Source organism: Amycolatopsis alba DSM 44262, from assembly GCF_000384215.1.
Classification (GTDB): Bacteria; Actinomycetota; Actinomycetes; order Mycobacteriales; family Pseudonocardiaceae; genus Amycolatopsis; species Amycolatopsis alba.
In genome coordinates this window covers 8,518,805-8,539,958 of record NZ_KB913032.1, presented here as the reverse complement: position 1 = coordinate 8,539,958, position 21,154 = coordinate 8,518,805, and the positions used below count along the sequence as shown (strand labels likewise).

General features: G+C 69.7%; 19 protein-coding genes. 11 read left to right on the top strand and 8 right to left on the bottom strand.

Going from position 1 to position 21,154, the window contains the following annotated elements:
- The first annotated feature begins 123 nt into the window (after nucleotides 1-123).
- Entirely contained in the window at nucleotides 124-1,128 is a 1,005-nt protein-coding gene (locus AMYAL_RS0139595) for a 3-dehydroquinate synthase family protein (RefSeq protein WP_020636844.1), read from the top strand.
- A 549-nt stretch (nucleotides 1,129-1,677) separates the two neighbouring features.
- On the opposite strand, the gene AMYAL_RS0139590 is transcribed toward AMYAL_RS0139595, so the two are convergent.
- The 4 genes from AMYAL_RS0139590 to AMYAL_RS0139575 are packed head-to-tail and all read right to left on the bottom strand — an operon-like array spanning nucleotide 1,678 to nucleotide 5,738.
- Nucleotides 1,678-2,862, bottom strand: a complete 1,185-nt coding sequence (locus AMYAL_RS0139590) for a phthiocerol/phthiodiolone dimycocerosyl transferase family protein (protein WP_143267812.1) — start codon at nucleotides 2,860-2,862, stop codon at nucleotides 1,678-1,680.
- A gap of 11 nt (nucleotides 2,863-2,873) precedes the next feature.
- Nucleotides 2,874-3,530 carry an HAD-IA family hydrolase gene (locus tag AMYAL_RS0139585; RefSeq protein ID WP_020636842.1) on the bottom strand — a complete coding sequence of 219 codons (657 nt, stop codon included), beginning with the start codon at nucleotides 3,528-3,530 and terminating at the stop codon, nucleotides 2,874-2,876.
- Between the two features lie 31 nt (nucleotides 3,531-3,561).
- Nucleotides 3,562-4,602 carry a Gfo/Idh/MocA family protein gene (locus tag AMYAL_RS0139580; RefSeq protein WP_020636841.1) on the bottom strand — a complete coding sequence of 347 codons (1,041 nt, stop codon included), beginning with the start codon at nucleotides 4,600-4,602 and terminating at the stop codon, nucleotides 3,562-3,564.
- On the bottom strand, nucleotides 4,599-5,738 hold the full coding sequence (locus AMYAL_RS0139575; protein WP_245193314.1) for a DegT/DnrJ/EryC1/StrS family aminotransferase: 1,140 nt from the start codon (nucleotides 5,736-5,738) through the stop codon (nucleotides 4,599-4,601). Before AMYAL_RS0139575 ends, AMYAL_RS0139580 begins: the two co-directional genes overlap by 4 nt.
- 150 nt (nucleotides 5,739-5,888) lie before the next feature.
- Between AMYAL_RS0139575 and AMYAL_RS0139570 the strand changes: the two genes are divergently transcribed.
- A complete protein-coding gene (locus tag AMYAL_RS0139570) occupies nucleotides 5,889-6,317 on the top strand; it encodes a type II 3-dehydroquinate dehydratase (protein WP_020636839.1) in 429 nt (142 codons plus the stop codon).
- 56 nt (nucleotides 6,318-6,373) lie between these two features.
- Here AMYAL_RS0139570 and AMYAL_RS48140 read toward each other — a convergent pair whose 3' ends face one another.
- From AMYAL_RS48140 to AMYAL_RS0139550, 4 genes are read right to left on the bottom strand one after another with little or no spacing between them, the layout of a single operon-like run.
- On the bottom strand, nucleotides 6,374-7,018 hold the full coding sequence (locus tag AMYAL_RS48140; protein ID WP_020636838.1) for a methyltransferase: 645 nt from the start codon (nucleotides 7,016-7,018) through the stop codon (nucleotides 6,374-6,376).
- Nucleotides 7,019-7,043: 25 nt separating this feature from the next.
- The gene (locus tag AMYAL_RS0139560; RefSeq protein WP_020636837.1) at nucleotides 7,044-7,406 is read right to left on the bottom strand and encodes a YciI family protein; all 363 of its coding nucleotides are present in this window, start codon (nucleotides 7,404-7,406) and stop codon (nucleotides 7,044-7,046) included.
- 24 nt (nucleotides 7,407-7,430) lie between these two features.
- Nucleotides 7,431-8,939: an FAD-dependent monooxygenase gene (locus tag AMYAL_RS0139555; RefSeq protein ID WP_020636836.1), complete on the bottom strand. Its 1,509-nt coding sequence runs from the start codon at nucleotides 8,937-8,939 to the stop codon at nucleotides 7,431-7,433.
- The gene (locus tag AMYAL_RS0139550) at nucleotides 8,936-10,261 is read right to left on the bottom strand and encodes an NAD(P)/FAD-dependent oxidoreductase (RefSeq protein WP_020636835.1); all 1,326 of its coding nucleotides are present in this window, start codon (nucleotides 10,259-10,261) and stop codon (nucleotides 8,936-8,938) included. Before AMYAL_RS0139550 ends, AMYAL_RS0139555 begins: the two co-directional genes overlap by 4 nt.
- Before the next feature lie 181 nt (nucleotides 10,262-10,442).
- Here AMYAL_RS0139550 and AMYAL_RS0139545 point away from each other — a divergent pair, with 181 nt between their 5' ends.
- The 9 genes from AMYAL_RS0139545 to AMYAL_RS0139505 all read left to right on the top strand — a co-directional run bounded on the left by AMYAL_RS0139545 (nucleotide 10,443) and on the right by AMYAL_RS0139505 (nucleotide 21,139).
- Nucleotides 10,443-11,303, top strand: a complete 861-nt coding sequence (locus AMYAL_RS0139545) for a 3-hydroxyacyl-CoA dehydrogenase family protein (RefSeq protein WP_026467820.1) — start codon at nucleotides 10,443-10,445, stop codon at nucleotides 11,301-11,303.
- Complete coding sequence (locus tag AMYAL_RS0139540) at nucleotides 11,300-11,551, top strand: acyl carrier protein (RefSeq protein WP_020636833.1); 252 nt, start codon at nucleotides 11,300-11,302, stop codon at nucleotides 11,549-11,551. The genes AMYAL_RS0139545 and AMYAL_RS0139540 overlap by 4 nt, the downstream gene beginning before the upstream one ends.
- A complete protein-coding gene (locus AMYAL_RS0139535; protein WP_020636832.1) occupies nucleotides 11,541-12,650 on the top strand; it encodes an acyl-CoA dehydrogenase family protein in 1,110 nt (369 codons plus the stop codon). Before AMYAL_RS0139540 ends, AMYAL_RS0139535 begins: the two co-directional genes overlap by 11 nt.
- Nucleotides 12,647-13,726: an HAD-IIIC family phosphatase gene (locus AMYAL_RS0139530; protein ID WP_020636831.1), complete on the top strand. Its 1,080-nt coding sequence runs from the start codon at nucleotides 12,647-12,649 to the stop codon at nucleotides 13,724-13,726. The genes AMYAL_RS0139535 and AMYAL_RS0139530 overlap by 4 nt, the downstream gene beginning before the upstream one ends.
- The gene (locus tag AMYAL_RS0139525; RefSeq protein ID WP_020636830.1) at nucleotides 13,719-14,438 is read left to right on the top strand and encodes an O-methyltransferase; all 720 of its coding nucleotides are present in this window, start codon (nucleotides 13,719-13,721) and stop codon (nucleotides 14,436-14,438) included. The genes AMYAL_RS0139530 and AMYAL_RS0139525 overlap by 8 nt, the downstream gene beginning before the upstream one ends.
- Before the next feature lie 343 nt (nucleotides 14,439-14,781).
- Nucleotides 14,782-14,973, top strand: a complete 192-nt coding sequence (locus tag AMYAL_RS47380) for a DUF5132 domain-containing protein (protein WP_020636829.1) — start codon at nucleotides 14,782-14,784, stop codon at nucleotides 14,971-14,973.
- Nucleotides 14,974-15,112: 139 nt separating this feature from the next.
- Nucleotides 15,113-17,275 (top strand): ABC transporter ATP-binding protein, encoded by a 2,163-nt coding sequence (locus tag AMYAL_RS0139515; protein ID WP_245193312.1) that lies wholly within the window; start codon nucleotides 15,113-15,115, stop codon nucleotides 17,273-17,275.
- Nucleotides 17,276-17,279: 4 nt separating this feature from the next.
- Entirely contained in the window at nucleotides 17,280-19,973 is a 2,694-nt protein-coding gene (locus AMYAL_RS48135) for an ATP-binding protein (RefSeq protein WP_167336196.1), read from the top strand.
- 23 nt (nucleotides 19,974-19,996) lie between these two features.
- A complete protein-coding gene (locus AMYAL_RS0139505) occupies nucleotides 19,997-21,139 on the top strand; it encodes a glycosyltransferase (protein WP_143267813.1) in 1,143 nt (380 codons plus the stop codon).
- Nucleotides 21,140-21,154: the final 15 nt, after the last annotated feature.

Genomic DNA, 21,154 nt, shown 5'->3' with positions numbered 1-21,154 from the left:
CTCCTAGCCTCACCCGGAAACGGGGTAACTCACCCCCCTATCCATCCCCTCACACCGTCCGGTTACCGGGCGGGGGAACTTCCCCTCGGCGTGCCACCCCGGCCGGCACGAGAATGGATTTCCATGAACGAGGTCGAAGTGGCTCTCGGCGAACGCTCGTACTCCGTCCACATCGGACCCGGCGCCCGCTCCCTGCTGCCGGGGATCGTCGCCGGACTCGGTGCCCGCCGCGCGGCCGTCGTCTCCGCGCGGCCCATCGAGTGGCTTCCCGACCTCGGTGTGCCGACCCTTGAGCTGCCCTTCCGGGACGGCGAGCAGGACAAACGCCTCACCCAGGTCGAACGGCTGTGCCGCCGGTTCGCCCGGTTCGGGCTGACCAGATCCGACGTCGTGGTTTCGTGTGGCGGCGGCACCACCACCGACGTGGCCGGGCTCGCCGCCGCGCTGTACCACCGCGGCGTGCCCGTGGTGCACCTGCCGACTTCCCTGCTGGCACAGGTGGACGCCAGCGTCGGCGGCAAGACGGCGGTGAACCTGCCGGAAGGCAAGAATCTCGTGGGCGCGTTCTGGCAGCCGGGCGCGGTGCTCTGCGACACCGATTTCCTCGAAACGCTTCCGCGCCGCGACTGGCTGAACGGATACGGCGAGATCGCCCGATGCCATTTCATCGGTGCCGGTGAGCTACGGGGATTACCGGTGCTCGACCAGATCGTCGCCAGTGTCACGCTCAAGGCGTCCCTCGTCGCCGCCGACGAATACGACCGCGGCTTGCGGCATCTGCTGAACTACGGCCACACGCTCGGGCACGCGCTGGAACGCGCCACGGATTTCGGGCTCCGGCACGGCGAAGCGGTCGGCATCGGCACGGTCTTCGCCGGTCGGCTGGCCGGCGCGCTCGACCGCATCGGGCGGGCACGGGTCGACGAACACGCCGAAGTCGTCTCGGGTTACGGCCTCGCCACGGCTGTCCCGGCGGAGCTGGATCCCGCGCGGCTGGTCGCGCTGATGCGATCCGACAAGAAGGCCAGGGACGGCTTGACCTTCGTCCTCGACGGCCCACACGGCCCCGAACTCGTGGAAGTCCCTGAGGCTGTGGTCCTGGACGTTCTTCTCACCATGCGCGAGTAGCCGTGGGGTCTCGTGGGTGATACGGCTGGGGCTAGCCGTCCTGACCGCTCACGACCGCCGAGAGACTGCGCGGCCCGGACACACGCCGCGTGTCGCGAAAGCCACTTTCGCGACGTCTGATGTCCCGAAAGTGGCTTTCGCGACACGATCGCCGGGTAGTGCCTAGGGCACACAGGGCAAGCGCCTGAGGCGTGACTGAAGGGACCACACTCACGGCCGGGCCGAACACACGTGTCGTCCCATCCGACACACGACACCGCCACCCGCGCACCACAAGCAGGTACCTGAAACACCCTTGGCTCTAACGACCCAAATCACTCACGACCAGCTGGACCGGCCGCCCGCCCCCGCTTCCCGCAGACGTTGCGAAAGCCACTTTCGCAACGTTGAAGGTTGCGAAAGTGGCTTTCGCAACCTCCGCACACCTCCGGACAGCATCGGACAGCGTCGGTACAGGGGTCGCCGCCGCGTGACTGGTCGGACGACTCGTGTGATCAGACGGACGACACGCGTGACTGGAGAGACGACACGTCGGGCGACCAGGTCCTGTCATGAGTCGTCCACCTGATCACGCGAGTCGTCCGTCCCATCACGCGAAACCGCCACCCGCGCACAGGAGCAGGTGCTCACGAGCAGTCGGCGGACGTGAGCGGTCCAGCCGGACACGCGGGCCTCCGAAACCTGCGCGCGATCGTAGGTCACGTCGACGTTCAGGCGACCGTCCACAGTGGTCACGAAGACCAGCGGGGTCGGGCCGGGAGCCGTGGTGAAGAACCGGACCGAGGTGACGTCGAGGCCCACCGGCGCTTCGAGCCGCCCGAGGTTCGAGATCGCCAGTGACGCGGGCGTGAAAGCGGTCTGGGGGCCCGGCCCGCAGAAGACCATGGCGAACCGCCGCTGGGGGACCTCGCGCTCGAGTCCCGCGCGCAGCTGCGGCATGAGCTGCCTGCCGAAACCGACCGGGCAGGCGGGGCCGGTCAGTACGGCGGGCAGGTCACCGATGCAGTTCAGCCCGGCGTCGGGCCGGACCGGCCGCGCCAGCCGGGGCCGCAGGTCGACCGACGACGTCACGAGCAGCGGGGCCGGGTTCGGTTCGAGTTCGGCGTGCAGTGCCGCGGTCAGGATCCCGCCGAGCAGGGCATGCACCGACAGCCGCGCGCGCCGGGCCGCGGTGATCATGCCGGTGGTCTCCGCCCGCCCGAACCCGAGACCGCGGACGCCGTACCCCGTCGCGTCCGGGTGCCCGGCCGGAAGCCTGGCCACCAGGGGCGGCGGTTCGGGCAGGTCGTCGAAGTGGTGGTAGACGCCGCGCAACCGGACGTCCAGGGGCGGTTCGAGCGGGCCTGCCGGATCTGGCCGCACCGACCGGCCGGCGGCCAGTTCCCCGTAGTGACTCAGCAGCCGGTACAGCATCGTCACGCAGAACCGGCCGTCCGCGAAGGCGTGTTCGACGCCTAGAGCCACGTCGGCGCCGGACAGCAGTGCCCGCGCGACCCCGTTCCGGGACGTGGTGCTCTCGGCGAGCAGGTCACCTCCCACGCCGAGTCCGGGCCCGTGGTCCCCGACGAGAAGCCGATCGCCGACGACCTTCCCGCGCAGCAAGGGGTTTTCCGCCGCGAGGATCTCCAGCGCGTCGGCGAGGATCCGCGCGTCGACGGTCCCGGCGACCCGCGCGACGGCGAACACCGGACCGACCCCCGACCCGGCTACACCCTTCTCACTGGCGGACAGCACGCGTTCCATGATCAGTGGCGGACGACCTCCGGGCACAGGGCCAGCAGATCCGCGGGCTCACGCAGGACCATGTCCGGCCCTGCGCCCAGAAGCGAAGGCTCGTCCGTCTCACCCCATAACGCGGCCACCGCGAGCGTCCCGGCCGCCTTCGCGCTGGCCAGATCGGTCACCGCGTCGCCGACCATCATCGCGTCGTCCGGGCCGAGACCGAGCCGGTCGAGCGCGTGCCGGACGATGTCCGGCGCCGGTTTGGGGTTCGCGACCTCGTCGGAGCCGATGACATGCTCGAAGTCCGGGAGCAACCCGACCACGTCCAGCAGCGAGCGGGCGCGGGGGCCGCTCTTGCCGGTCGCGACCGCGAGGCGCAGGCCGCGTTTGCGCAGGGTCCGCAGGAGATCGGGCACGCCGTCGAAGACCGGCACCTGATCCGCGAGCCGGTAGCTCTCGCGGACGAACGGCTCCTCCATCTCCAGCGGCAGGCCCATGATCCGCATGATGTCGGGGAAATAGCGGCCCAGATGACGGTTGTACTCGGCGAACGGGGCCTCCCCGGCGCCGACCACCTCGGCGTACGCGGTGAGGAAGGCCTGCCGCATGACGTCGAAGCTGTTGACCAGGACCCCGTCGAGGTCGAAGATCACTCCGAGCGGCGGGCACCGGCCGGTCATTGTCTCCAGCGCGTCCAAGGACTCGTTCCTTTCACACGTAAGCGGCGGCCGACGCGTAACAGCGCTCGATGGCCTCGACGGTCCAGGCGGCGTCTTGGATCGCCCGGCCGCGGCAAGCGGGATCGGTGAGCTGAGCGGGAATCAGGTCGAGCTGCCTGCGGTACTCCGCGCCGATCGGCTCCGGCGGCACCGCGATCGGCACGGTCTTCCCGTCGCGGAGATGGGTCAGCACCGGGCCGCCCGCGCGCTCGGTGCTGAAGCCGAAGGTGCACGAAAGCGTTGCCACGCCGGCACTCCCCTCGACCCGGATCGTCGTCGTGTCGACCGGTTCGTGGGACGCCCAGCCGGCGCGCAGTGACACCGAGACACCGTCCTCGGTGACCAGGAATCCGCGCGCGGTGTCCTCGACGTCGCCGAGATCAGCTCCGCCGAGATCCACCCGCCAGGTGACCCGGCGGCGTTCGTCGTCGAGGAAGTCCGCGGACAGCGTTCCCGCCGCCTGCGCGATCGCGCTGCCGCCCAGCAGCGGCGACGCGGTGTCCAGCAAATGCCAGCCGAGGTCGATGAGCGCGCCGCCACCGGACATACCGCGCCGGGTGAACCAGCCGCCCGGCACGCCACCGGCCCGGATCCAGCCGAGGTCGACATGCCGGATCCGGCCGAGGCGCCCGGACAGCTCGTACAGGGCGCGGACATCGGCCCGGTAGCGCGCGGCGCTCCCGCCGAGGAGCACGGTGTCACCGTGTCGTTCCGCCTCCCGCAGCCTGTCCGCCTCGGCGGTGCTCAGGCATACGGGCTTCTCGACGAACACCGGGATTCCCTTGGCCAGCAAGGCGCAGGCGAGCTCACAGTGCAGATGGTTCGGCGCGGCCACGACGGCGAGGTCCACTTCGGACGGGGTGAGCACGTCGATGCCGGTTCCCACCAGCAGGCGGGCTTCCAGACCGGCGCCGGCGGTGTGATCGGGATCGACCACCGCGGTCAGCTCGAACGCCGGATGGTGCGCGAGCTGCGGCAGCCAGATCGATTTGGCCGCCACACCGAGCCCCACCAGGGCGACCCGGATCGTCACAGGAGCCCGGCCAGAACCGACGCGATGTCGCGCATCTGCTGCTCGGTGCCCAGCAGCGCCCGATGGTGCAGCCAGAGGCAGTCCTTGCCCAAGGCCTCGGAGTTCGGGCAGGCGCGGGCGAGTTCGTCCGGCGTCGTCTCGGGCGCGCCGGTCTCCCAGAAGGCCTTCGTCCGGTAGATCGCCCGGAAGGCGACGAACGCGGGGATACCGTGCTCGACCAGCGCGGCGACGATCTCCGTCCGGCGCTCTTCGGTGATGCCGGGAATCCGGAACATCGCCATGTAGTGCGGGTTCCGGTCACAGCGGCCGTCACGCGACTGGGGCACGACGCCGGGGATCTCGGCCAGCGCGGCGGACAACACCGGCCAGCGCCGCTCGCGAAGGTCGATCTGCTCCCCCAGCCTCGCCAGCTGGGCCCGGAGCACGGCCGCGGTGAACTCGGTGACCCGGAAGTTCGACCCGGACGTCGCGTGGAAGTACCCCCGGTCACCGCGCGGACGGCCACAGCTGTGCCGCAGGAAGGCTTCCTCGTATTGCTCACGGTCGTCGAACAGCACGGCGCCGCCCTCGCCCGCGGTCATCAGCTTCCCGTTCTGGAAACTGAACGCCGCCACCGATCCCAGCTCGCCGACGCGTTTGCCCTGCCACTGCCCGCCGTGGGCGTGCGCGGCGTCCTGGAGCAGGGGCACCCCGGAATCGGCGGACAGTTTCGTCAGCGCGTCCATGTCCGCGAACTGGCCGCCCATGTGCACCGGCATGATCACGCGGGTCTTCGGACCGAGCGCGGCCTCGACCGCGGCGGGGTCGAGACAGTAGGTGTCCGGATCGACGTCGACCGGGATCACCGTCGCGCCGAGGCGCTGCGCGGCCTGCGACGAGGAGATGAAGGTGAACGCGGGAACGATGACTTCGGTGCCGCGGCGGACTCCGAGCACTTCGAGGCTCAGTTCCAGCGCGTGGGTCCCGGTCGTCACCGCCAGCGCGTGCGCCGCGCCGTGGTACTCGGCGAACTCGGCTTCGAAGGCGTCGACCTCGCTGCCCGCGATACGCCACCATTGACCTTGCTCCAACGCTCGGATCAGCCCGGTCCGTTCCTCGTCGCCGTACCGGGGCCACGCCGGGAATTCCAATTCCATGGTCTCGATCCCCATTCCACCCGAAATGATCGACACTTCCGAAGCTACCGACACCGACAGAGACACCCAACCCCCTATAAATCCCCTCAATCCCCCTTACCCGCTCTTACCGGTTCCACCTTTCCCTACAGGCTGACATAATCGTCTTTCGTGACCGGAATACTGCTGATCAACGGCCCCAATCTCGGCATACTCGGCAGGCGCGAACCCGAGATCTACGGCACGGACACCCTCGCCGACATCGAAACGGCCGTCGCCGAGGAAGTGGCCGGTTCCGACTGGAAAGTCCTGGCATACCAACATGACTGCGAAGGCGAGCTCGTCCGCTTCGTCCAGGACAACTACGACACCGCGGGCGCGATCATCAACCCCGGCGCGCTGATGATCCACGGCTGGAGCCTGCGCGACGCGCTCGCGAACTATCCGAATCCGTGGATCGAAGTGCATCTGTCCAATATCTGGGCGCGGGAATCTTTCCGGCACGAATCCGTACTCGCTCCGCTCGCCGCCGGAATGGTCGCCGGCCTCGGCGCCTTCGGCTACCGTTTAGCCGCCAAAGCCCTACTGGAAATGGCCTGACCGTCCGTGAAGGCCTCCTTCCCTACTCTCAAGGTAGGGAAGGAGGCCTTCACGGATCAAGCCGCGGGCCGCACCCACAGGAAGTAGAAGAGATCGTGCGGCGGCTCGCACGGGAAGGTCCCGGCGATCTCCAGCCCCGCGGCCGTGATCATCGGCCGGAACACCTCGGGATCCGAAGCCGCCCAGCATTCCTGGAGCAGGACGCTGCCGCCGGGCGTGAGACGGTCCCCGACCTGGTCGTAGAAGCGCCGGTGGATCTCCCAGTCCTTGTCCGCGTAGACCAGCTCGGGTTTGATCCGCCGGAACACCTCGACATGCTCGGCGGGCGCGGTGGTCACGTTCATATGCGGCGGGTTGCCGACGATCAGATCCCATTTCCGGTCGGCGGGCACGGTGTCGAAGCAATCGCTGTGGAACACCGAGACCCGGTCGCCGAGGCCGTTGGCCGCCACGGTCGCCCTCGCGACGTTCACCGCTTCCTCGTTCACGTCGCACAGCTCCAGGCGCTCGCACAGATCGGCGCCCAGCAGCGAAAAGCCGATGAACGCCGGTCCGCAGCACCATTCCAGCAGCCGCGGGACCTTCCCGAACCGCGAGGCGACGAAGGGCACGTATGCCCGGCCGAAGTCGCTGCCGCCGCCGTCGAGGTGATCGGCGTAGCGGACATCCACGCCTTCGCAGTCCACAGTGTGCATCGTCATGGGCCCAGCCTTTCGATCAGCGGAATCAAGACTCCAGACCGCCCATCGGTGCCAGCGGCCGCACTTCGACGACGTTCAGCTTCGCGTCGGGGATCTCCGCCGCGATCTCGATCGCGCGGTCCGGGCCGGCGCAGTCGACCACGTAGTAACCCCCGAGGTATTCGTCCGACCCGGTCAGCGGGCCGGACGTCACTTCCCGCCTGCCGTCGCGCACCCGGACCGCGTGCGCCTGCGTCCGGTCGGCGAGCGGGCCGCCGTACCGGTGTTCCCCGGACGCCTTGATCTTCTCGGTGAAGGCCAGGTACTCCGCGAGGAATTCCTCCTTGTCCGCCTGCGTCAGCGTCTTCCAGCGATCCGCGCTGGTGTGGATCAGCAGCATGAACCTCATGCGTGGCTCCTCCTTCCGAGCGGTTCAGCCGAGCGCGCCCGTGAGCCAGCGGGACAGCTCTTCCCCCGGTGCGGGACGCCCGCGCCAGGCGAGGTGCGCGTCCGGGCGGATCAGCAGGACATCGCGTGGGCTCCCGTCCGCCGGGGTCAGCGAGACGACCTCCTTGTCCCCCAGCGCGTCCGCCGCGACGGCGACGCTCCCGGCGGCACCGGGACCGCCGAGCACCGCCCATCGCCCCTGAAGCGCTTCGTGCAGGCGGACGGTCACGCCGTCTCTGTCGCGGCACAGGATGTCCGGCACGCGTTCGCCAGGCCTGGGACCGAAGCGCCGGCGCGAAGGCGCGGCGAGCGGGCCGCCACGGTAGTGCACACCGAGCTGGGACGCGTTCCGCCACAGGGCGTTCTGGACCTTCGCGGTGTTCATCAGCGGCATCACCACCCGGTCGCGCAGCAGCGCGGTCGCCTTGTTCTCCGCCATCACCAGCCTCGTCACGAAGCCGGTGCCCGCGAGCACCCCGCGCGCGACAGGACGGCGCTCGGCCTCGTAGCTGTCGAGAAGCCTTTCACCGGCGCGATCACCGATCACCAGCGCGAGCTTCCACGCCAGGTTCTCCGCGTCACCGAGCCCCGTGTTCATCCCCTGCCCGCCGAACGGGTGATGGATGGCGACGGCGTCCCCGGCGAGCAGCACCCTGCCCTTGCGGTAGGTGTCCGCGAGCCTGCGGTGGATGCGGAACGTCGAGAGCCACTCGACGTCCCTGATCCCCGCCACCCCGTACGGAGTGCATTTGACGAGCTGCCGTTCGACGAGCGCGAGGATGTCGTCCTGGCTCAGCTCACCCTCGGTGCCGGACGGGGACGGCCCCATCAGCCGCCAGCGGCCCTCGCCGGGGAGCGGGCAGACGCTGATCATGTCGCCACCGCGCGACCAGCTGCCCATCACCTGCCGGTCCAGCCGCCAGTCCGCGCGGACGTCGGCGATCAGGAAGTGTTCCGCGACCGGCACACCGGGGAAGCCGATCCCGGACAGCTTGCGGACCCGGCTGTGCGCGCCGTCGCAGCCGGCCAGCCAGCCGGCGCGCACGGTCTCCGGCCCGGACGGGCCGCGCAACCTCACCGTGACGCCGTCGGCGTCCGGAGCGCAGTCGACCAGCTCGTGTCCCCAGCCCGGCCGCACCCCGAACTCCGCCAGCCGCTCGCGCAGCGCGCCTTCGACCTCGACCTGCGAAACGAGCAGCGGCGAGCGGCCGGAGGCGGCACCCATCCGGTCCATCGGCATGGTGGAGATCAGCTTCCCGGCGACGTGCATCCTGACCTCACGCAACGGGATCACCCGTTCGGGCAGGTCGGCGAGCGCGCCGAGCCGGATCAGCACCTCGACACCGCGTGGTTGCACCCCGAGCGCACGGGAGGTGCCGATCGGGCCGTCCGCGCGGTCCACCACCCGCACCGGAATCCCCTTGGCCCGCAGCCCGCACGCCAGTGCGAGCCCGGTGGGCCCGGCGCCCGCGATCAGCACGGCGGGCTCGATCACGGTCGCGCCGCCGCGACCTCGGCCCGGTCCGCCGCGTCCAGTTCCGGATAGACCGGGCAGCCGAACACCGGCCGGAACGGCGCGAAGGTGCGCCAGGCGGTGTTGGCCCGCAGTGCCTGCGCGATCGGATTGTGTTCGCTCCAGAAGTCGCCGCCGAGCAGGCGCACCATGTACATCTCGAGGTTTTCGCGCTCCACCACCGTGCTCGCGTCGGCGACCGCGCTGATCAGTTCGCTCTGGTAGAAGGCGAAGATGAGCCGGACGTAGGTGTCGTACCCGGTCTTGAAGAAGTTCGCGTACTCGTCGGTGAGCGCCCGCTCGGCACCGGGATCGGCGAGCACGCGGGTGATGGTGTCGGCGGCCCGCGCCGCGGTCACCATCGCGACCAGCGTCCCACCCGAGAACATGGGATCGCCGAAGCATCCGGCGTCCCCGGCCATCAGCCAGCCGGGGCCGGTCACCTCGTCGGCGTGATAGCAGTAGTCGGCCTCCACCCGGAACTCCGTCGACGGGCGGGTGCCGCTCAGCCGCTGGACGATCCGGGGGATCCGGGCGACGTGCTCGGCGAAGACGTCTTCCTTCACGGCCTCGCGGAACACCGCCCGCGGCATCACCGTGCCGACGCTGACCTTGTCACCGGACAACGGGATCGCCCACACCCAGCCGTCGGCGTGGCTGCCGATCTGGATGTCGCCCTCGTGCCCTGGGTTGTGCCGCTCGTCCAGTCCCTCGTAATGCCGGAAGACCGCGACCATCCGCAGGCCGTCCGTCGTCTTCCGGAGGCCGAACCGGTTCGCGATCGTGCCCGCCCGGCCGCTCGCGTCGACCACGAACGAGGCACTGATCTCGTGCTCGCCGCCTTCGTGGCGGTAGCGCACGCCGGTGATCCGGTCGCCCGTCATGACCAGGTCCCGCACCGACGCGCCGGTGATCACCTCGGCGCCGTTCGCCCGCGCCTTCTCCAGCAGGACCTGGTCGAAATGCGCGCGCTCGACCTGAAAGGTCTCGCTGTGCCTGCCTTCACCCTGTTTGGAGAAATCCGCGCGGTAGACACCGGGAGTGACGAACTTCGTCCCGGTCGGGTCGATGAACTCGCCGCCGCGTTTGACCACGTACCCCTGTTTCCCGACCGCGTCCAGGAGATCGAGCCGCTCCAGGAGGCCGATCATGTACGGCAGCATCGATTCACCGATGTGGAACCGCGGGAATTCCTGCCGCTCCAGCACCGCGACGGAATGACCGTGGTCGGCGAGCGCGGCCGCACAGACCGAACCCGCCGGGCCGCCGCCGATCACGATGACGTCGAAAGCCTTGTCCGCCATGGATTTCCTTCCTGGAGCCGGAATGTTCCCGAATCTAGGCCGGGTCGCCGCGGCCGACAACGTGATCGCGCCGGGGAGGGTTCCACCGGGACGTAACCGGAAACCCATTGCCGCGCCGATGGGCGGAGAGTGGAAGGTCTTCCCTGCCCCGGCGAGCCCGGCCGGACCTACCGTGACCTCCGTGACTGGTGATCGGGTGACGGACCGGGTGACGCTGCTCGGCGCGGGCGTGATGGGCGCCGGTATCGCGACTTTGGTTCTGGGACAAGGGTTTCCGGTGCTGCTGATCGATATCGACGGAGCCGCGCTGGACAAGGCGCGAAGCGACGTCGAAGCCCAGCTGCGGATGGCGCAGCTGATGGGCGCGCGCGGCGGTGACACCGGCGAACTGTCGACGAGCACCGTCGCCGCCGACGCGGCGGAGTCGACGGTCGTCATCGAAGCGATCACCGAACGCGCGGACCTCAAAGCCGCGGCGCTGCGCGAAATGACCCGGATCGTGCGCCCCGGCACACCGCTGGTGTCCAACACGTCGTCGATCCCGATCGCCGAACTGGCCGCCGTCCTCGACCGCCCGGAGGACCTCGCCGGTACGCATTTCATGAACCCGGCGTATCTCATCGGCACGGTGGAGGTGGTCAAGGCCGCCGGGACCGCGAGGGCGACGATGGACGCGGTGACCGGGCTGCTGACCGCGCTCGGCCGCGTGCCGGTGGTCGTCGGCGACGCGCCGGGGTTCGTGACCAGCCGCATCCTGCATCCGATGATCAACGCCGCCGCCCGCGTCGTCCAGGCGGGGACGGCCACCGCCGAAGCCGTCGACACGCTGATGCGCGACTGCCTCGGGCATCGCACCGGCCCGCTGCGCACGGCGGATCTGATCGGCCTGGACAACCTCGTCGACTCGCTCGCGGTACTGCACGCCCGGACCGGGGACGAAGACTGCCTGCCCTGCGAACTGCTGCTGGCCAAGGTCCGCGAAGGCAGCCTCGGGCGGAAAAGCGGCCGTGGATTCTTCGACTACCAGGAGGCGATGCCATGACCGTACCCACTGTCGAACAGGATCTGCTGCGCTATCTGGAATCCCGCACCAAGGCGAGCTGGGAGCCGGACCGTGACCTGTTCACCGCGGGCGGGCTGTCGTCGCTGTTCGCCATGGAGCTGGTGGTGCACATCGAGCAGGTCTTCGACGTGGTGATCGCCGGCGCCGATCTGCGGCTGGACAACTTCCGCACGGTGCACGCGATGACGGCCCTGGTGGACCGGCTCCGGGACAACCATGCCGGGTGACACGCTGGCGCGGGCCACGGCACTGATCACCGAACTGGTCGAAGGCCAGGCCGAAGAGTGGGACCGGACCGGGCTGCTGCCGCCGGAACTGTTCGGCAAACTCGGTCCGGTGCTGTGCGCGCAGGTCGCCGCCGAACACGGCGGCCTGGGGCTGAGCAGCCGCGACAACGGCGAGCTCACCGCGCATACCGGCAGCCTGTGCGGTTCGGTCCGCAGTGTCATGACGACGCAGGGCATGGCGGCGTGGACGATCCGGCGCTCAGGTGACGCGGCGCAGCGCGCCCGCCTGCTGCCGAGGCTCACCGGTGGTGAGCTGGCCGCCGTGGCGTTCAGCGAGCCGCGGGCGGGCAGCGACCTGTCCGCGATGACGACGCGGATCCGCGACGAGGGCGACACCGTGGTGCTCGACGGCCGCAAGGTGTGGGTGACCGGCGGGCACTACGCCGGCCTGATCGTCGTGTTCGGCCGGTACGGCGAAGGAGGCGCCGCCGTGGTCGTCCCCGCGGACGCGCCGGGAGTGCGGATACGCCGGATCCCCGATCCGCTCGGCTGCCGTGCCGCGGGGCACGCCGACGTGGACCTCGACGGGGTGAGGCTGCCTGCGGACAGCCTGCTCGGCGGCGCCGGGCAATCGCTTTCGCTGCTGGTCACCTCGGCCTTGACCTACGGCCGGTTGTCCGTCGCGTGGGGCTGCGCCGGCCTGCTCCGCGGCTGTCTCGCGGCGGCGACGGACCACGCGCGCTCACGCTCCCAGTTCGGCAAGCCGCTCGCCGAGCACCAGCTGGTTTCCGGGCATCTCGGCAGGCTGCTGATCGCCGAACAGGTCAGCGCGCGGGTCTGCGAGCACGCCAGCGAGCACTGGGACTCCGGATCACCGGATGTGGTGATGACGACGGTGCTGGCCAAGCACGTCAGCGCGGGCAACGCCGCCGACGGCGCGTCGGCGGCGGTGCAGGTCCTGGCCTCGGCGGGCGCGCACGACGGCAGTCTGGTGGCGCGGGCCTACCGGGACGCGAAACTCATGGAAGTCATCGAGGGCACCAACGAGTTGTGCCTGCTCATGCTCGCCGGGCACGCGCTGAGCGGGGTCCGCCGATGACCGGTGAGGTGAAGTGCCTCGTCTGGGACCTGGACGACACCCTGTGGCGGGGGACCCTGAGCGAAGGGGACCACGTCACGCTGCCCGACCAGGTCCGCGCGACGGTCGTGGAACTGGACGCGCGCGGCATCCTGCAGTCGGTCGCCAGCAGGAACGATCACGATCGGGCGTGGAAGCGCCTGGTGGAGCTCGACCTCGCCGGGTACTTCGTGCTCCCCCAGATCGGCTGGGGCGCCAAATCCGGCGCGCTGCGCAGGATCGCCGACAAACTGGGCTTCGCGCATCACACGATCGCGTTCATCGACGACCAGCCCGCCGAACGCGCCGAGGTCGGCTTCCATCTCCCCGAGATCCGGTGCTACCCCGCGGACCAGGCGACCGCGCTGACCCGGCTGCCCGAGTTCAGCCCGGCCGTGGTCACGATCGACTCCCAACGGCGCAGGCAGCTCTACCAGGCCGGGTTCCGGCGTGAGGCCGAGCGCGCCGGGTTCTCCGGCCCGGACACCGACTTCCTGAAGTCGCTGTCCCTGGTGATGCGCATCGGCCCGGCGACCGAGGAGGATCTGTCGCGGGTGTCGGAACTGACCGCCCGGACCAGCCAGATGAACGCGACCGGCGTGGTCTATTCCGACCGGGCGCTGCGCGAACTCCTCGCGGCGCCCGGCCATGACGTGCTGGTGGTCAGCATGTCCGACCGGTTCGGCCCGCACGGCGCCGTCGGCATCGTCCTGCTCGAACGGCATCCGCGGTCATGGCACCTCAAGCTGCTCGCCACCTCGTGCCGGGTGGTCTCGTTCGGGGCGGGCAGCGCGCTGCTGTCGTGGCTCGCCTGCCGGGCCGCCGCGGCGGACGTCCACCTGGTGGCCGACTTCCGGCGGACCGGCCGCAACCGGATGATGGAGATCGCCTACCGGTTCGCCGGGTTCGAGGACCTCCCCCGGCACGGCTGTTCCTGCGCCGCCACCTTCGGCGAGCACTCGGGGGTGCAGCGAATGCATCTGAAACCGGTTACCCAACCGGAATCCGAAACCATCCAGATCTTGTCACCGGCACTGGAACGGAATGGATATGGGTGAGCAGGTCGGCACCACCGAACGCCTGATCGACTATGTCAGACGGGTCTCATTACGGGAGGACGAGATTCTCCGCGACCTGCGCGCGGAAACGGCACGGCTTCCGGCGGGGCGGCACCTTCAGGTAATGCCCGAGGAAGGACAGTTGCTCGGGATGCTCGTCGGCTTGGTCTCGGCGAGACGGGTACTGGAGATCGGCACCTTCACCGGCTACAGCACCTTGAGCATGGCACGCGCGCTTCCGCCCGGCGGCCGTGTCGTCACCTGCGACGTCAGCGCGAAATGGCCGGCGATCGCCGAACCCTTCTGGCGGCGCGCGGGTGTCGCCGACCGCATCGAGGTCCGCGTCGGCGACGCCATCGAGACCTTGGCCGGGCTTCGCACCGAACAGGGTGGCGGCCGGTTCGACCTGGTCTTCATAGACGCCGATAAGGTGAATTATCCTTGGTATTACGAGGAAGCCATGCTTCTCACCCGTCCGGACGGGTTGATCGTCATCGACAACACGCTGTTCCTCGGCAAGGTCGCGGATCCGGACTCGAACGACCAGGACACCCTCGCGATCCGCAAGCTCAACAGCATGCTCCGTGACGACGACCGCGTCGAACTCTCCCTGATCGTGATGGCCGACGGAATCACGCTGGCCAGGAAAAAAAGGTGGGGACCGGAACGTGAATATCCGACTGCCGGGCAAACGGCGACCGAGCGCGACTGATCGCGGCGGACGACCGCTCCAACGGAGCAACGACGGCCACGACCGCGTGTCACCTTCCTTGTCAGGTCAACTGGGAATATCCCCGCACAGTGGCAAAACACTGACAAACTCGCACCGTTCCCGACCGGCACCGGTGCCCCGGACCGGTGACGCGCACCGATTACCTTGACCGGTCCCGGTCCCGGCGATAACTTGGGAATGCGGGAAATCAGCGAGCCCGCCCAGCGAGTTCTTGCCATTCAAAAAAGCAAGTCCGACTCGATGCAACAGATGCTTCGCACTCACCGGGAAAATCACAGGGTACGAGGACGGATGCGAGATGCTACCACCACTGCCAGCTTTCTTGATCGGACTGGTCATCGCCCCGCTTGCCGGCAAGATGGTGAAGCCGCTGGCCCGCGGCGCCGTCCGGGCCTCGGTCGGAGTCGCGCTGGAACTGCGCAAGCTGGCCGCACAGACCAGCGAGGAGTTGCAGGATCTCGCGGCCGAGGTCAGGGACGCCGAGCAAGCCGAAAAGAAGAGAAGCGCGCCCTGAACTCACCGGTGAACGCGAATTTCCCCGAACAGGAAATCGGTGACGGCGAAACATGTCATTAACAAAGGGGCGAGGACACGAAAAGCTGAGCGCGCGGCCGAGGTCGGTCATTCCGGGGCGCCAGCGCTGGGACATCGGCGTGGTACGAGGACGGCCTCGGCTGGCGGCCGCCCTCGAAACGAGCCTGCGCGCCGCGCCGGGTGTGCTGGCGGCACACGCGAACCCGGTCACCGGCAGGCTGCTCATTCACCATGACCCTTGCCTCACCGGTGAAGAGGCAGGCCGGACAGTACTGAAGGCCGTCGCCGGCGCGGTCCGCGAGATCACCGGCTCCGGCCAGGTCACGACGGCCGGACAGGCCAAGACCGACGGCGGTCTCGCGCTGATCGCCGTCGGTGCTTCGGCGACGGTCGTCGCGGTGGCGGTGCCCGCCTCGCTCGTCGGGCTCGGCGCCGTGCTCGGCACCACCGCGATCATCATCCGCTCCGCGTGGCGGAAGTCGAAACGCGCGGCCTCGCTCGAACCGTCCCCGCCGAAGTGGGCGAGACAGCCACCGCTGCTGACCATCGTCGGCAGGCACCGCAAACGCTTCTACCTCGCGTCGGCCCTTTCCGTGCTCGGGCAGCTCATGGACATGCTGCTGGTGCTGGTCATCGGCTGGATCGTGCTCGTCCTCGTCCGCGGCGAAAGCGCCGCGCTGATCAGCGTCGGCCTCGCCGGTGCCACCACCCAGATCTGGGTGCTCGCCGGAGCGGCCGCGCTGGTCTGCCTCGGCCTCGCCGCCCTCTCCTACACGGCCGGGATCCAGTGGCGTGCCCTCGCGCACGACGTGCGGCACGAATGGCGGGACCGGCTGTACCCCCACGTGCAGCGTCTCGAACTCCGCTACCTCGAGGACGAGCGCACCACCCGGATGGCCAGGCTGCTGACCGACGACATCAACCAGCTCGGCACCTTCCTCTCCTCGTCGGCGCACGAGGTGCTGACGCTGACCACCAGTTTTCTCGTGCTCGTCCCGGTGTTCCTCGTCTTCGCGCCGCAAATCGCCTGGGTGGCGTTCCTGCCGGTGCCGATCGTCACCTGGCTCTCGTTCCGTCACCACGACAAGGTGGGCCCGGACTACGTCGACGTCGCCGAGAAGGAGTCCGCGCTCAACAGCAGGCTCACGGACAACCTGGCGGCGACGGCCACGGTGAAGAGCTTCAGCGCGGAGAACCACGAGATCCAGCGGGTCCGCGCGCTCAGCGAGCGGTACCGGGACAGCGGCAAGCGGCTCGACCGCGGCGCCGTCTCCTACACCGAGACCGTGCGGGTGTCCGCGACCGTGTCCCTCGCCGGGATCCTGCTGCTCGGCGGGCGCGCGGTGCTCGCGGAGACCCTCCGGTTCGAGATCTTCAACCCGCTGGTCGGCCTGCCGCAGCAGGTGCTGTGGAAGCTCCCGAACCTCGGGAACGTCGTCGACGGGTACCAGCAGACCGCGGCCGCGCTGCATCGCGTCCGCTATCTGGAAGACCTCCCGACCGAATCCGGCACCCGCGGGCACCGGCTCGACGTGGCCCAGGTCAAGGGGGAAATGGTGCTGGAGAACGTCACCTTCGCCTACCCAGGGCGCGCTCCGGTCCTGCGCGGGCTGACCATGCACATCGCGCCGAAGAAGGTCACCGGCATCGTCGGGGTGACCGGCTCGGGCAAGACGACGATCGCCAAGCTCATGATGCGGTTCCAGCGGCCGGAGTCGGGACGGGTCCTCCTCGACGGGCAGGACGTCACCGGGATCCGGCTGCGCGATCTGCGCCGGGCGATCGGTTTCGTGGCGCAGGACGCGTTCCTGTTCGACGGGACGATCGCGGACAACATCCGCTACGGGAGCTTCCAGGCAAGCCATCGGCGGGTGGTGGACGCCGCCCGGATGGCGGCCGTGGACGAGTTCGTCGAAACGCTGCCGTCGAAGTACGCCACGAAGATCGGCGAACGCGGGGTTTCCCTGTCCGGCGGCCAGAAGCAACGCATCTCGCTGGCTCGCGCGTTCGTGAAGGACGCGCCGATCGTCGTGCTGGACGAAGCGACGTCCGCGGTGGACAACGAGACCGAGTCCGCGATCCAGCACGCGCTCAGGGATTTCGCCCGTGACCGGACACTCGTCGTCATCGCGCACCGGCTGTCCACCATCCGGCACGCCGATCACATCTATGTCCTCGGTGCGGACGGGGTGCCCGCCGAGGAGGGAACGCACGAGGAACTCCTGCGTCTCGGCGGCGTCTACGCCTCGCTCTGGCGGCTGCAGGTCGGGGAGGCCGGTTGATTCGGTGACCGAACCGTCCAGCCACCACCGCAACCTCACGCCAGGGGGACATATGCGATTCCAGTTGTTAGGCCCGCTGGAGGTCATCGACGACGGCAGACCGCTGGCGGTGAACGGCAGCAAGCAGCGCGCCGCGCTCGGTTTCCTGCTCCTGCACGTCAACAGTGTGGTCGCCACCAGCACCCTGCTCAAAGCGCTCTGGCCGGTCGAGATGCCGACCACGGGACGGAAGATGCTGCAGAACGCCGTTTCCGGGCTGCGCCAGTTGCTGTCCCCCAGCGGGTACAGCTCCGATTCCACCGTGCTGCTGACCCACGCGCCCGGCTATCTGCTGCGCGCGCCGTCGGACAGCGTCGACCTGAACCGCTTCCACGACAAGGTGAACGACGGCCGGGCGAAGCTGGCGGACGGTGACTGGCCGCGGGCCGCGAGCACCCTGCGCGACGCGCTGGCGCTGTGGCGCGGCCCGGTCCTCGCCGATCTCGTCGAGCTCGGCGTCGACTGGCCGGTGCTGACGACCGTCCGCAACTCGCGGCTGGCCGCGATCGAAGACTACGTCGAAGCCGAGTTCGCGTGCGGCCGCTACGGCGAGGTGATGCGCGAGCTGGAGACGTGGGTCGAGGCGGAGCCGCTGCGGGAACGGCTGTGCGGCCAGCTCATGCGTGCGCTCTATCACAACGGCCGCCAAGCCGACGCGCTCGGCGTCTACCGCCGTATCCGGACCAGGATGATCGACAGCCTCGGGCTCGACCCCGGTCGCGAGCTGCAGGAGCTGGAGCAGGCGATCCTCAATCAGGAGCTGGTGATCGAGCACCCGCGCCCGGTCTCGCCGTCCGAACCCCGGCGCCCGGTCGAGATCACGCCGCGACCGGCGAAACGGCGGGAGCCGTCCGGGCAGATCGCGGAGCTCAAATGGGTCAGCGTCGTCGTCGTGATGACCCGGTTCGGCCGCGACGTCCGCAACGCGGGCCCCGAACACGTCGACGCGGAGCTGCAGCATGTCGCGGCGACCATCCGGGAAGAGACCGAACAGCTCGGCGGCATCATCGGCGGCACGATCGGCCCGCTGTGGCTCGCCCTGTTCGGGCCGTTGCGCTGCCGGGAGGACGACGCCGCCAGGGCGGTGCGCGCGGCGCTGGCCATCCGGGACCGGCTGCTCCGCCCCGCCGGCAGGGCGGGCACGCTGACCGTCGCGGTCGCCGTCGCCACGGGCGACGCGCTCGTCCGCCGCCATCAGGGCGACGCCGGCGAGCCGCCGATGGTCACCGGCGCGGTGCTCGACCGCTGTCTCCGCCTGCTCACCCAGGTCCCGGACGACGAGGTTCGGGTCTGCGCGGAGACCCGAACCGCCAGCGACTCCGAGATCGCCTACGCCACCGCCGGAAGCCATGACGAGGGCTCCCCGGCCGTCACCGTGCTGCCGAGACAGTCGCATGCCCGGTCGACGGCGCCGTTCGTCGGCCGGGATCGCGAGCTCGGGATGCTCCTCGGCGCGCTGAACCAGGTCGGCACCCGGAGCAGGCCGCATCTGGTCACCGTGCTCGGCGAGCCGGGCATCGGCAAGAGCAGGCTGATCGCCGAGTTCCATCACTCGACCTCGGCCCGCGCCCGGTTCGTCACCGGCCGGTCCTCCCGGTTCGAGACGCCGGGCACGCTCGCCGCGCTGGCCGACTGCGTTCGGTCCTACTCGGGGATAAGCGACGCCGACACGGCCGAGCGCGCGGACCGCAAACTGACCGAAACGGTGACGAAGCTGGCCGGTGACGGGACCAGGTCGGCGTGGCTGCTCTCCCATTTGCGCACCCTGCTCGGGCTCGGCACGGATGCGGAGATCTCGCGCGAATCCTTCCCCGCCTGGCGGCAGTTCCTCGACGCGGCGAGCGGTGAGGAACCGCTCGTGCTCGTCGTCGAAGATCTCCATCTCGCCGAGGATCTGCTGCTGGACTTCATCGACCACCTCACCGGCAACGCCGGGCTGTTCCCGATCCTGGTGGTGGTCACCGCGCGGACCGAGCTGCTGGACCGGCGCCCCACCTGGGCGGGCGGCAAGGCCGGTGCCACCACGATCACCCTCGATCCCTTGTCCGACGAGGACATCACTCGGCTGCTGGCCATCCTGCACGACGGCAGGAGCACCGGGCGGGCGCTTCGGTCCTATGTCTCGCACATCGGCGGAAACCCGCTCTTCGCCGGCGCGTTCGCGCGGATGCTGCGCGAGAACACCGCCGAGGACGCCGGCAACCCCGGCCCGCCGGTACCGCAACTGGTGCACCGCACCGTCGCGTCCCGTTTGGACAGTCTGCCCACCGGGACCAAGGCGGTGCTGGTCGACGCCGCGGTCATCCGTTCCGGCATCCGGGCGGCGGGGGTGAGCGCCGTGGGCGGCCAGGCGGAGGACGAGGTTTCGGGCGCGCTGGAACATCTCGAACGCCATGGCCTGCTCACCCGCGTGCGCACGAGGGAACCGGGGGTGACCACCTACGAGTTCCGGCACAAGCTGATCCGCGACATCGCCTACCTGACGATCCCGCAGGCCGTCCGCGCGGACAAGCACCAGCGGGCCGCGACCTGGGTCGAACTCCAGCCAGGGCGGGACGCGCTCCTGCTGGCGTACCACCGTTCGAAATCCCTGGCCGCGACGCATGTCCCCGCCCAGCGCGGAGCCGAAATGATCCCCCATGCGAGCGTGGGATCGTGAGCGTGCGGCGAATATTGTGCACGGTGACGGGAGCTCGCTCTCACGCGCGGGAGATGATCCCCGCGGCGTCCGCGCTCGCACGGGCGGGGCACGAGGTGCTGGTCGCGTGCGTGCCCCAGCTCGTCGAGGAGTTCACTTCGGCCGGGCTCAAGGCCGTCGCCGCGTTGCCGGATCAGGCCGAATGCTGGGCCGAGATCACCGACACCGGTCATGACCAGGTGATCAAGGTCGTCGTCGGGCAGCGTCTCCTTGCTCGCGGGTATCCGGAACTGCGCAAGGTCGCGGCCTGGTTCGAACCGGATCTCGTCCTCCGTGACGGCATGGAGTTCTGCGGCTGCCTCGTCGCCGAGCAGCTCGGTATTCCGCATGTGGCGGCCCCGTCCGGCGCGGTCAACACCCTGGCTCCGGCCGCGATCGCGCCGCTGTTGAACGAACGTCGCGCCGAATTCGGGCTCGACGTCCAGGACGACCCGCTCGCGATCTACCGCTACGGCCGCATCGACTCGCTCCCGCCGCGCTACTCGTTCGCGGCGCGCGGGATCCCGCGGGCGGTGGCCTACCGGCAGCCGGAGGCGTCCGACCGGTGCGAGCCGCTTCCGTCGTGGATCACCGAACTCGACCCCGGCAAACCCTTGGTGTACGGCGCCATCGGCGTCGCCCTGCCGACGGCCGCGGCGTCACGGGACGGCGGGAAGGCGTCGACCATCCCGGCCGATCCGGTGCGGGCACTGGCCGCGCTGGTCGGCGCACTGTCCGAACTGGACTGCACGGCGGTGGTGTCGACGGGCGGTGTCTCTTTTCCACGCGCCGGTGTTCCGCCGCATGTGCGGCTCGTCGAGCACATCGCCCAGCCGTTGCTGCTGCAGACCGTCCAGCTGTTCGTCACCCACGGCGGGTACAACAGTGTCCGCGAAGCCGTCCGCGCGGGTGTGCCCATGGTGGTCGCTCCCCTGTTCGGCGATCAGCTCGACAACGCGCGGAAGGTGGCGGAACTCGGGCTGGGCGAGCAGGCCACCGCCCCGTCGGAGATCGCCGCCGCCTGCCGGAAAGTGCTCGGCAGCAGCGAAAACCTCGCACGCGCCCGGCACGCGCAACGTGAACTGCTTGCGCTGCCGCCGGTCGACGAGGTCGCGCGACGACTGGCGCTCCTCGCCTCTGCAAGGTAACGCGGTCCGTGAAGG